This window comes from Pseudosulfitobacter pseudonitzschiae (assembly GCF_002222635.1).
Lineage (GTDB): Bacteria > Pseudomonadota > Alphaproteobacteria > Rhodobacterales > Rhodobacteraceae > Pseudosulfitobacter > Pseudosulfitobacter pseudonitzschiae_A.
In genome coordinates this window covers 2449995-2460640 of record NZ_CP022415.1, presented here as the reverse complement: position 1 = coordinate 2460640, position 10646 = coordinate 2449995, and the positions used below count along the sequence as shown (strand labels likewise).

12 protein-coding genes are annotated in these 10646 nt (G+C 59.2%); 8 read left to right on the top strand and 4 right to left on the bottom strand.

The features are described from left to right. Positions 1-150: 150 nt before the first annotated feature. The 6 genes from SULPSESMR1_RS11950 (at position 151) to SULPSESMR1_RS11925 (ending at position 5584) form a co-directional block, all read left to right on the top strand. A complete protein-coding gene (locus SULPSESMR1_RS11950; RefSeq protein WP_089422298.1) occupies positions 151-711 on the top strand; it encodes a F0F1 ATP synthase subunit delta in 561 nt (186 codons plus the stop codon). Beyond that, the gene (atpA, locus tag SULPSESMR1_RS11945; protein WP_089421031.1) at positions 712-2250 is read left to right on the top strand and encodes a F0F1 ATP synthase subunit alpha; all 1539 of its coding nucleotides are present in this window, start codon (positions 712-714) and stop codon (positions 2248-2250) included. It begins immediately after the preceding gene. Positions 2251-2264: 14 nt separating this feature from the next. After that, positions 2265-3146: a F0F1 ATP synthase subunit gamma gene (locus tag SULPSESMR1_RS11940; RefSeq protein ID WP_089421030.1), complete on the top strand. Its 882-nt coding sequence runs from the start codon at positions 2265-2267 to the stop codon at positions 3144-3146. 22 nt (positions 3147-3168) lie between these two features. Continuing rightward, positions 3169-4593: a F0F1 ATP synthase subunit beta gene (gene atpD, locus SULPSESMR1_RS11935; protein WP_089421029.1), complete on the top strand. Its 1425-nt coding sequence runs from the start codon at positions 3169-3171 to the stop codon at positions 4591-4593. A gap of 69 nt (positions 4594-4662) precedes the next feature. After that, entirely contained in the window at positions 4663-5097 is a 435-nt protein-coding gene (locus SULPSESMR1_RS11930) for a F0F1 ATP synthase subunit epsilon (RefSeq protein ID WP_089421028.1), read from the top strand. A 136-nt stretch (positions 5098-5233) separates the two neighbouring features. Then, positions 5234-5584 (top strand): H-type lectin domain-containing protein, encoded by a 351-nt coding sequence (locus tag SULPSESMR1_RS11925; protein ID WP_089421027.1) that lies wholly within the window; start codon positions 5234-5236, stop codon positions 5582-5584. Positions 5585-5663: 79 nt separating this feature from the next. On the opposite strand, the gene SULPSESMR1_RS11920 is transcribed toward SULPSESMR1_RS11925, so the two are convergent. Continuing rightward, positions 5664-6683, bottom strand: coding sequence for a ribose-phosphate pyrophosphokinase (locus SULPSESMR1_RS11920; protein ID WP_089421026.1), 1020 nt, complete (start codon positions 6681-6683; stop codon positions 5664-5666). Between the two features lie 105 nt (positions 6684-6788). On the opposite strand from SULPSESMR1_RS11920, the gene SULPSESMR1_RS11915 reads away from it, so the two are divergent. Together SULPSESMR1_RS11915 and SULPSESMR1_RS11910 are read left to right on the top strand one after the other, a co-directional pair. Further along, entirely contained in the window at positions 6789-7388 is a 600-nt protein-coding gene (locus SULPSESMR1_RS11915; RefSeq protein WP_089421025.1) for a 2-hydroxychromene-2-carboxylate isomerase, read from the top strand. A 2-nt stretch (positions 7389-7390) separates the two neighbouring features. Then, positions 7391-8173 (top strand): alpha/beta fold hydrolase, encoded by a 783-nt coding sequence (locus tag SULPSESMR1_RS11910; RefSeq protein WP_240311465.1) that lies wholly within the window; start codon positions 7391-7393, stop codon positions 8171-8173. Here the strand turns inward: SULPSESMR1_RS11910 and SULPSESMR1_RS11905 are convergent. The 3 genes from SULPSESMR1_RS11905 to SULPSESMR1_RS11895 are packed head-to-tail and all read right to left on the bottom strand — an operon-like array spanning position 8170 to position 10595. Next, positions 8170-9207, bottom strand: coding sequence for a threonine aldolase family protein (locus tag SULPSESMR1_RS11905; RefSeq protein WP_089421023.1), 1038 nt, complete (start codon positions 9205-9207; stop codon positions 8170-8172). The two genes, SULPSESMR1_RS11910 and SULPSESMR1_RS11905, sit on opposite strands and share 4 nt — an antisense overlap. Continuing rightward, on the bottom strand, positions 9208-9666 hold the full coding sequence (locus tag SULPSESMR1_RS11900; RefSeq protein ID WP_089421022.1) for a YcgN family cysteine cluster protein: 459 nt from the start codon (positions 9664-9666) through the stop codon (positions 9208-9210). Continuing rightward, positions 9663-10595 carry a bifunctional riboflavin kinase/FAD synthetase gene (locus SULPSESMR1_RS11895; protein WP_089421021.1) on the bottom strand — a complete coding sequence of 311 codons (933 nt, stop codon included), beginning with the start codon at positions 10593-10595 and terminating at the stop codon, positions 9663-9665. The genes SULPSESMR1_RS11900 and SULPSESMR1_RS11895 overlap by 4 nt, the downstream gene beginning before the upstream one ends. Positions 10596-10646 lie beyond the last annotated feature (51 nt).

Sequence of the window (10646 nt, the reverse complement as noted above, 5' to 3'; positions counted from 1 at the left end):
CATCCGGTGCTCTCCACAGTTGCGGGGTGCGCGGGGGTCTGATACATCCCCCCTGATTTCAGCGGATTGATGCCCATCAGCCCGCGCCAACACCCTCGTTCTATCGGCGCTGATGCGGCGAAGACGAGGCCAGATATTGGAAGGGTGGACGTGTCCGAACCTGCTTCGATCTCCACAGGCATCGCCAAACGCTATGCGACTGCCGTCTACGACTTGGCTAAAGAGACCAACTCCGTAAAAGCCATTGAGACCGATATTGCTGTCCTGCAAGATGCCATGGCGCAGTCGGACGATTTCAATGCCATGATCCATTCGCCGATCTATACCCGCGACCAGCAAGGTGCAGCGGTGTCGGCGCTGGCGAAAAACATGGAATTGTCGGGTGTGATGTCCAACACGCTGGCACTGATGGCGCAAAAGCGCCGTCTGTTCGTGCTGCCGCAACTGGTACAGACCCTGCGCGACGTGATCGCCCAAGACAAAGGCGAAGTGACCGCCGATGTCACATCGGCCAAGGCGCTGACCAAGACGCAGTCTGACAAATTGGCCAAGACGCTGACGGCGTCGATGGGCAAAACCGTGACTATTAATGCGACCGTTGATGAAAGCCTCATCGGCGGTCTTGTCGTCAAAGTGGGCTCGAAGATGATCGATACGTCGATCCGCTCCAAGCTCAATTCCCTCCAGAACGTAATGAAAGAGGTCGGATAAATGGGTATCCAAGCAGCAGAAATTTCTGCGATCCTGAAAGACCAGATCAAGAACTTTGGTCAAGAAGCAGAAGTCGCCGAAGTCGGTCGCGTTCTGAGCGTCGGTGACGGTATCGCTCGTGTCTATGGTCTGGACAATGTTCAGGCAGGCGAGATGGTCGAATTCCCCGGTGGCATTCAGGGCATGGCCCTGAACCTCGAAAGCGACAACGTCGGCGTCGTGATCTTCGGGTCCGACCGCGACATCAAGGAAGGTGACGTTGTCAAACGCACCAACTCGATCGTGGACGTGCCCGTCGGTGACGAACTGCTGGGCCGCGTTCTGGACGGTCTGGGCAACCCGCTGGACGGCAAAGGCCCGCTGAACGCCAAAGAGCGTCGTGTTGCAGACGTCAAAGCGCCGGGCATCATCCCGCGTAAATCGGTTCACGAACCGATGGCAACCGGCCTGAAATCGGTCGACGCGATGATCCCGATTGGCCGTGGCCAGCGCGAACTGATCATTGGTGACCGTCAGACCGGCAAAACCGCCGTGGCTCTCGATGCGATCCTGAACCAGAAATCCTATAACGACGCTGCAGGCGACGATGAAAGCAAGAAGCTCTATTGCGTCTATGTTGCCATCGGTCAAAAGCGTTCGACCGTCGCCCAGCTGGTGAAAAAGCTCGAAGAGAGCGGTGCCATAGAATACACCACAGTGGTTGCCGCCACCGCGTCGGACCCCGCGCCGATGCAGTATCTGGCACCCTACACCGCGACAGCCATGGCGGAATTCTACCGCGACAACGGTCGTCACGCGCTGATCATCTATGATGATCTTTCCAAACAAGCGGTTTCCTATCGCCAGATGTCGCTGCTGCTCCGCCGTCCGCCCGGCCGTGAAGCTTACCCCGGCGACGTTTTCTATCTGCACTCGCGGCTGCTGGAGCGTTCGGCCAAGCTGAACGAAGACAACGGTTCGGGCTCGCTGACAGCGCTGCCGATCATCGAAACCCAAGGTGGTGACGTTTCCGCGTTTATTCCGACCAACGTGATTTCGATCACCGACGGCCAGATCTTTTTGGAAACCGAACTGTTCTACCAAGGTATCCGTCCTGCTGTGAACACCGGTCTGTCGGTGTCGCGGGTTGGCTCTTCGGCTCAAACCAGCGCAATGTCGAGCGTCGCGGGCCCTGTGAAACTGTCGCTGGCTCAGTACCGCGAAATGGCGGCCTTTGCCCAGTTCGGTTCGGACCTTGATGCCTCGACCCAGCAGTTGCTGAACCGTGGTGCGCGCCTGACCGAGCTGATGAAACAGCCCCAGTACTCGCCCCTGACCAATGCCGAAATCGTCTGCGTTATCTTCGCAGGCACCAACGGCTATCTGGACAAGGTCGCAGTCAAGGAAGTTGGCCGCTGGGAAGCGGGCATGCTGGCGCACATGCGTTCCAAGCATCAGGATGTTCTGGATTGGATCACAAACGAAGATCCCAAGATCAAGGGCGATGCCGCAGACAAGCTGCGTGCAGCTCTGGATACCTTCGCAACTGACTTCGCTTAAGGAGAGATAAGGCAATGCCAAGTCTCAAGGACCTTAAAAACCGGATCCAGAGTGTGAAGAACACTCGGAAGATCACAAAAGCCATGCAAATGGTGGCCGCGGCGAAACTTCGCCGCGCCCAGGAAGCTGCCGAACAGTCGCGGCCCTATACAGAGCGCTTCAATGCCGTGATGGCAGGGCTGGCGGGTTCTGTTGGCGGGTCTGACAGTGCACCCAAGCTGCTGAGCGGCACGGGCAACGACCAGACCCACCTGTTGGTCGTCATGACCGCAGAACGCGGTCTGTGCGGTGGTTTCAACTCGAACATCTCGAAAAAGGCCAAAGCAAAAGCGGCGGAACTGGAAGCGGCGGGCAAGACCGTCAAAATCCTGACCGTTGGCAAAAAAGGCCGTGACGCCCTGAAGCGGGATCTGGGATCGCGCTTTGTCGGTCATGTCGACCTGACAGAAGTCAAACGCGTGAGCTATGCCGACGCACAAGGCATTGCCAAGGACGTTCTTGGCCGCTTTGACGCAGGCGAATTTGATGTGGCCACGATCTTCTATGCGAAGTTCGTGAACGTCGTCAGCCAGACGCCGACGGCACAGCAGATCATCCCGTTCGAGGTGCCAAAAGAGGCGGTTGCCGATGTCGATGGCTCGACCGTCTATGATTACGAGCCCAGCGAAGAGGCCGTTCTGGCCGACTTGCTGCCACGTGCGATTGCAACGGCGATCTTCTCGGCTCTGCTGGAAAACGGGGCGTCCGAACAGGGCGCGCGGATGTCCGCTATGGACAACGCCACCCGAAACGCAGGCGACATGATCGAAAAGCTGACCATTCAGTACAACCGTTCGCGTCAGGCCGTGATCACCAACGAGCTGATTGAAATCATTTCGGGCGCCGAGGCGCTCTAAGATAAAACCGGAGTTATACGACATGGCAAAAGCAGTCGGAAAAATCACCCAAGTCATCGGGGCCGTCGTCGACGTGCACTTCGAAGACAATCTACCAGAGATTCTGAACGCTCTGACAACTGAAAACAACGGTCGCCCGCTGGTGCTGGAAGTTGCCCAGCACCTTGGCGAAAACACCGTGCGCGCCATTGCGATGGACGCCACCGAAGGTCTGGTCCGCGGCGCGCCCGTCACAGACACCGGTGCGCCCATTCAGGTGCCCGTCGGTCCCGGCACATTGGGCCGCATCCTGAACGTCACCGGCGACCCCGTTGATGAAAAAGGCCCCGTTGACGCGACAGAAACACGTTCGATCCACGGCGAAGCACCTGCGTTCGACCAACAATCGACAGCAACCGAGATCCTGACAACAGGCATCAAGGTGATCGACCTGCTGGCCCCCTACACCAAAGGTGGTAAAATTGGTCTGTTCGGCGGTGCCGGCGTTGGCAAAACCGTTCTGATCATGGAACTGATCAACAACATCGCCAAGGTGCACTCGGGTGTGTCCGTGTTCGCCGGTGTTGGCGAACGGACCCGTGAAGGCAACGACCTTTACTACGAAATGATCGAATCCGGCGTTATCGTTCCCGACAACCTGCCGGATTCGAAAATTGCGCTGGTCTACGGCCAGATGAACGAACCTCCCGGTGCGCGTATGCGGATCGCTCTGACCGGCCTGTCGCTGGCGGAACAGTTCCGTGATGACACAGGCTCTGACGTTCTGTTCTTCGTCGACAACATTTTCCGCTTTACCCAAGCGGGTTCGGAAGTGTCGGCTCTGCTGGGTCGTATTCCTTCGGCTGTGGGCTATCAGCCAACGCTGGCCACAGACATGGGCACGATGCAGGAACGCATCTCGTCGACCAAAAACGGTTCGATCACATCGGTTCAGGCCGTGTACGTTCCTGCGGATGACTTGACCGACCCTGCGCCTGCGACATCCTTTGCCCACCTCGACGCGACCACAGTTCTGGACCGCTCGATCTCGGAAAAGGGTATCTATCCTGCGGTTGACCCGCTGGGCTCGACCTCGCGTCTGCTTGATCCGCTGATCATTGGTGACGAACACTACAAAGTCGCCACCGACGTGCAGCAGGTTCTGCAACGCTACAAGTCGCTGCAAGACATCATTGCCATTCTGGGCATGGACGAACTGTCGGAAGAAGACAAACTTGCCGTTGCACGTGCACGCAAGATCGAACGCTTCCTGTCGCAGCCTTTCGACGTTGCGAAAGTGTTCACCGGCTCCGATGGTGTACAGGTTCCGCTGGAAGACACCATTTCGTCGTTCAAGGCGGTTGTGGCTGGTGAATACGACCACCTGCCCGAAGGTGCCTTCTACATGGTTGGCGGCATCGACGATGTGATCGCCAAAGCCGAAAAAATGGCAGCTGACGCGGCCTAAATCCCAATCACAAAGCCCGGACGGCAAATGCTGTTGTCCGGGCGATGTGCCTGATCCAAGGGGAACACAATGGCAGATATGCAATTCGATCTGGTTTCGCCCGCGCGCAGCCTTGCTTCGCACGCCGCGACCTCGGTTTCGATCCCCGGCGCCGATGGGGATCTGACCGTGATGGCAGGCCATGCGCCGACCATCACAACGCTGCGTCCCGGCCTGTTGCGGGTCGACGCAGATGGCAAGACAGCCGAATACGTTGTCACCGGCGGCTTTGCCGAGATCAACGCAGATGGCGTGACCGTTTTGGCCGAACGCGCGATGGCGCGGGGGGACATGACTCAGGAACATCTCGACGAGATGTACGAAGAAGCTGAGAATATGTACAAAACGGCCAAGGAAAACTTCCAGAACGAGCCGGGCCCTGTCGACGACGCGGCCAAGCTGCTGGGCGACATGGTCGCTATGGGCAGTGAAATCGGTCTGAGCACCAAACAGCCCAGCCTGTAAAGGTTAACGGCAAATCGTTGAAAAGGCCCCGAAACTTTCGGGGCCTTCTTGCATTCTCGCCCCATTGTTGCGCATTCTGCGTATCTGGCATGATGCTGACACATTTCAGCCATGATCCACGCAGACAAGGCGGACAATGAAGAAGCTACGCAACTACATGATCGGCATCGCGCAGGGAGACCCTGTGATGTTTTCGGATTTCGAAGACGGTGGCGAAATGTGGACAGGCCGTGGGCAACGCGAGCGGCGGCGGCGGATTTCATTCGAAGAACCCTTTCGCAGCCCGCCTGCTGTTCAGGCGTCGATCAGCCTGTGGGATATGGATGCAACAACAGTCATCCGCGCCGATATTTCGACCGAGACAATCACCCAGGACGGGTTCGATCTGGTGTTTCGCACATGGGGCGACACACGCGTGGCACGGGTACGGGTCAGCTGGACAGCCATCGGAGAGCTTGCGGACTCCGATGACTGGGAGCTTTACTGAAGCCGGGCAGGGGCTCTGCCCCCGCGCCTTTGGCGCGTCCCCGGAGTTTATCTGGCAAGATGAAGTGTCAGACGCGGACCTATTCGGCGGCGTACATCCCGTCATAGATCGGGCCCAGCGTGTCCTGCTCGAACAGCGAGCTGACCGAAGTGCCGTTCCAGATGTTCAGAATCGCCTGTGCAAAGATGGGTGCAGTGGGCACGACGCGGATGTTTGGCGCATCCAGAATGGCTTTGGTCGGGGCGATCGTGTCGGTGATCACCAATGATTTCATCACCGATTTGGTCACACGCTCCACCGCAGGCCCGCTCATCACGCCGTGGCTGATATAGCTGTGAACCTCTTTCGCCCCGTTTTCCATCAGGACTTCGGCGGCTTTGCACAGGGTGCCGGCGGTGTCGCACATGTCGTCGACGATCAGGGCAACCTTGCCTTTTACGTTGCCGATCACGGTCATTTCCGCAATCTCGCCGGGTTTTTCGCGGCGCTTGTCAACGATGGACAGCGGTGCGTTCAGACGCTTGGCCAGTTCGCGGGCACGGGCCACGCCCCCCACGTCGGGCGAGACGATCATCAGATCATCCAGACGGTCGCGAAACTGGTTGGCGATATCCAGTGCAAAGATCGGAGACGCATAGAGGTTGTCGACGGGGATGTCGAAGAACCCCTGAATTTGCGCTGCGTGCAGATCCATCGTCAGCACACGTTCGACACCGGCACTGACCAGCATGTTGGCAACAAGTTTGGCGCTGATGGGCGTGCGGGCCTTTGTCCGGCGATCCTGACGGGCATAGCCGAAGTAGGGAATCACAGCAGTGATGCGGGCCGCCGAGGAACGGCGCAGCGCGTCGCACATGATCAGCAATTCCATCAGGTTGTCATTGGCGGGGTTTGACGTGGGCTGGATGATATACATATCCTCGCCGCGGACGTTTTCGTAGACTTCGACGAAAATTTCGCCATCGTTGAACCGCTCTACACGGGCTTCTACCAGCCCCATCTTTTTCCCGCGGTGCATCGACATCCGGCGCGCGATGGCCTGTGCCAATGGCTGGTTGGCGTTTCCGGCGATCAGCTTGGGTTCCTGAACGTGTGGCATGTCTTGTGGCCCCCCAAGGCGCTTGTGACAGAATCGTGACGTTGACACCGCTTAGCATGGCCTTACGGTCCGGCAAAGCGGGACACCCCCCTATCGGAGAATAACATGCACCAGATCGACTATTTTTTTTCAGTGCTGTCGCCATACACCTATCTGGCGGGCACTCGGCTGGAAGAAATCGCGGCAAAACACGACGCCACCATCAATTACAAGCCCACGGATATCACGGCGTTGTTCGGGCGCACCGGTGGCACACCGCCCAAGGACCGTCACCCCAGCCGGCAGGAATACCGCGCGCAGGAATTGGTGCGGCAGGCGAAAAAGCTGGGCATGCCGTTTAACCTGCAACCGGCCCACTGGCCGACCAATGGCGCGCCTGCGTCTTATGCGATCATAGCGGCGATCCACGCAGGCGGCGGTGATGTGGGCAAGCTGGTCCATGCGTTCTTGCGCTCGGTTTGGGCGGACGAGAAAGACATTGCGGATGACGCTGTTGTGCGCGCCTGTCTGGAAGAGGCGGGGTTTTCACCGTCGCTGGCCGATAGCGGGCTGTTGCAGGGGGCAGAAACATACGCGACTAATCTGGAGGAAGCCGCCAACCGAGGCGTCTTTGGCGCGCCGTTTTATATTGCACAAGGCGACAACCGGTTCTGGGGTCAGGACCGTTTGGATGATCTGGATCTGCATCTGGCGGGCAAGCTCTGAATATGGATTACCATTCTCGACGTTATGGAACTGGCCCCAGACAGGTTCTGGCGGTTCACTGCACGCTTGCGCATTCCGGCGCGTGGCGCGGCATGGCCGACGCACTGGGGGACGGGCTGACGATCAACGCCTATGACATGCCCAGCCACGGCAAATCACCCGACTGGAACGGCAAGGGCGATCTGCACGATCTGGTGACGGCATGGGGCCATGACATGCTGTCCGAACCGATGGACCTGATCGGCCACAGCTTTGGCGCGATGGTGGCCCTGCGATTGGCGGCCGAGGCACCCGAACGGGTGCGCAGCCTGACGCTGATCGAACCGGTGGCCTTTGCCTTTGTCGCGGCGGATGATCCGGCCAAGGTCGAGGAATACCGTTTGCGCAATCTGGATTTTGATGCAGCGATGAAAGCTGGCGACAAGATGCAGGCGGCGCGGTCGTTCAATCGCGGTTGGGGCAACGGCACGCCGTGGGACGAGATTCCGCAACAGACGCGGCAGTATATGGCCGACCGCATCGACTTTGTCGCGGGATCAGCCCCCGCAGTGCAGCGCGACAGCATCGGCCTGCTGAAACCTGGGGCACTGGACGTGATCAAATGTCCGGTGCTGCTGATGGAAGGGGGCGATTCCGATGGCACCATCGCTGCGGCCAACACGGCGCTGATGCGCCGTATTCCACAGGCGCAGCGCGTTGTGTTGAAGGGGGCAGGGCACATGGCCCCGATCACCCACCCCAAGCGCGTCGCCGACGAAGTGCGGCGGTTTCTGGACGCGGCTTAGAGGTAACTTAGAAACTGGTCGATTTGCGCATCCGAGATCGACCAGTCACAAACCAGACGCGCGGCGATCATTTCGTCAGGATCGTCGCCTTCCATCTCGCCTTCCCAGATGTAATATTTTGCGCCCGCCGCGTGCAGCCGTTTGTGCGCGGCGCGGGGGAAGGCGGCAAAAATCATGTTGGCATCGGGCTGGTGTAAAAATTCGGCACCGTTGTCACGTAGGCCCGCGGCCAGACGCTGGGCATTGGCGTTCGCTGCGGCGGCCGTTTCCATCCACAATTCGCCGTCCAGATACGCCGCCATCTGTGACGACAAAAAGCGGTGTTTGGAAAACAGATGCGCCCCACGTTTGCGGCGCAATTCGAATTCCCATGCTTTTTCAGCGTCGAACATCACCACAGCTTCGACGCCCATGCAGCCGTTCTTGGTGCCACCAAAGCTGACGATATCCACGCCCGATTTCCACGTCATCTCTGCGGCGGTACAGTCCAATGTGTTGATTGCATTGGCGAAACGTGCGCCGTCCAGATGCACAGGCAGGTCAAAGTCCTTGGCGACTGCCGTCAGGGCGCGCAATTCGTCCAGCGTATAGACCTCGCCACGTTCGGTCACTTGGGTGATGCTGACAGGCCCGCGTTGCGGTCCGTGTACGCCGCGCACCTCTTCGCCTGCGATGGTGGCGTGCAGCGACTTGGGCGTCATCTTGTCCCCGCCTTGTACCAGCGTCAGTTTCGCTCCGCCTGCGTAGAACTCGGGGGCGTTGCATTCGTCCTCGTGGATGTGGGCGACGTTGCTGCAAAAGATGGTGTCGAATGGTTGGGTGTAGCAGGCCAGCGCAAGCGAGTTGGCGGCAGTGCCGGTGGCGACCAGGTACACTTCGGCTTCTGGTGCCTCGAAGGTGCGGCGGATCGCCTGTCGGACCTCGTCCATCACGGGATCGTTGCCATAGGGCATGGCATGGCCCGTGTTGTCCTGAAGGATACGATTCATGATTTGCGGGTGGACAGGGCCGGCGTTGTCAGAGGCGAAAAACATCTAGGTGGGTTCCTCGATTATGTAGTCTTCCCAGTCTTCTTCGGGAATGTCGAATTCGCTGAGCGTCCTGTTTTGTACGCTTACGCCCGCATCATGTACAGATTGTGCGGTGCCGGTCAGCAACGGGTGCCAGTCGGGCAGGGGCTTTCCCTCCCACAGCAGACGGTAGGCGCAGGTTTGCGGCATCCAATAGGCGTGGGTGTCAAGGTTTGACGGCTTCAGCACGATGCAGTCGGGTACGAACTGGTGGCGGTTTTCATAGTGCGCACAGCGGCAGGTGGCATCGTCCAGCAGACGGCAGGCAACGCGGGTCAGGGCGACGTCGCCGGTGTCTTCGTCTTCCAGTTTGTTCAGGCAGCATTTGCCGCAGCCGTCGCAAAGCGCCTCCCATTCGGGGGCGGTCATCTGGTCCAGCGCTTTGCGTTCCCAGAATTTGTGCCCCAGCTTTGCGCCGCTCATAATGCCGCCAGAATGTCGCGGGCGCGGGTGCAGTCGGCGTCCATCTGGGCAATCAGCGCATCAAGGCTGTCGAATTTTTCCTCGCCGCGGAGGAATTCGACCAGCGCGACCGAGACGTGGGTGCCATAGAGATCGCCGGAAAAATCGAAGATAAATGTTTCGAGGTTCGCGCGGTTTTCACCGAACATCGGGCGCACGCCAAGCGAGGCAGCACCCTGATAACGACCCTTGTGCAGCCCTTCCAGTACGTCGACCAGCACGGCATAGACGCCAAAGGCGGGCGGGTGCAGGCCGTCGATGGACATATTTGCAGTGGGAAAACCCAACTCGCGGCCACGTTGTTCGCCACTGATCACCGGTCCCTCGATCCGGTGCCAGTGGCCCAGCATTTCAGCGGCATCGCGCGGGCGGGCGTCAGTCAGAGCCTGACGGATCGCGGTGGACGACACTGTGGCGGCGTCGGTTTCCAGCAGCGGTGCGATTGTCACGCCAAAGCCCATCTCGGCTCCGAAAGCCTGCAAGGTGTCTACCGTGCCTGCGCGCCCTTTGCCAAAGCGGAAATCGGACCCCACAACCACATGACGCAGGCCCAGACCGTTGGCGATCACCGAGCGGGCAAAAGCTTCGGGTGTCAGACCGGCCAATTGGGCGTTGAAGTTCAGCTGATAAAGACGCTCGACCCCCAGCTTGGCCAGTTGCGAGGCTCGTGCCTCGGCGCCCATCAACCGGAAAGGCGGGGCGTCGGGGGCGAAAAATTCACGCGGGTGCGGCTCGAACGTCAACACGCCCAAGGGCGCACCGGGGGCAGCAGCGCGTGCCAGATCAATCACCGACTGGTGGCCCAGATGAACACCGTCAAAGTTTCCGATGGCGACAGAGGCTCCGCGATCCGCTGCCTCGACAAATTGGTAATCTCGAATGATCCGCATGGCCAATGCCTAGCCGCGCCCATTGCCAGAGGCAAGACACGTCCCGCCCTT

Excerpts from the sequence above, each read along its gene's own strand:
- SULPSESMR1_RS11925 (WP_089421027.1), top strand. The coding sequence starts at position 5,234 with ATGAAGAAGCTACGCAACTACATGATCGGCATCGCGCAGGGAGACCCT.
- atpD (WP_089421029.1), top strand. The coding sequence starts at position 3,169 with ATGGCAAAAGCAGTCGGAAAAATCACCCAAGTCATCGGGGCCGTCGTC.
- SULPSESMR1_RS11910 (WP_240311465.1), top strand. The coding sequence starts at position 7,391 with ATGGATTACCATTCTCGACGTTATGGAACTGGCCCCAGACAGGTTCTG.
- SULPSESMR1_RS11915 (WP_089421025.1), top strand. The coding sequence starts at position 6,789 with ATGCACCAGATCGACTATTTTTTTTCAGTGCTGTCGCCATACACCTAT.
- SULPSESMR1_RS11930 (WP_089421028.1), top strand. The coding sequence starts at position 4,663 with ATGGCAGATATGCAATTCGATCTGGTTTCGCCCGCGCGCAGCCTTGCT.
- SULPSESMR1_RS11900 (WP_089421022.1), bottom strand. The coding sequence starts at position 9,666 with ATGAGCGGCGCAAAGCTGGGGCACAAATTCTGGGAACGCAAAGCGCTG.
- SULPSESMR1_RS11905 (WP_089421023.1), bottom strand. The coding sequence starts at position 9,207 with ATGTTTTTCGCCTCTGACAACGCCGGCCCTGTCCACCCGCAAATCATG.
- SULPSESMR1_RS11895 (WP_089421021.1), bottom strand. The coding sequence starts at position 10,595 with ATGCGGATCATTCGAGATTACCAATTTGTCGAGGCAGCGGATCGCGGA.
- SULPSESMR1_RS11920 (WP_089421026.1), bottom strand. The coding sequence starts at position 6,683 with ATGCCACACGTTCAGGAACCCAAGCTGATCGCCGGAAACGCCAACCAG.
- SULPSESMR1_RS11940 (WP_089421030.1), top strand. The coding sequence starts at position 2,265 with ATGCCAAGTCTCAAGGACCTTAAAAACCGGATCCAGAGTGTGAAGAAC.
- atpA (WP_089421031.1), top strand. The coding sequence starts at position 712 with ATGGGTATCCAAGCAGCAGAAATTTCTGCGATCCTGAAAGACCAGATC.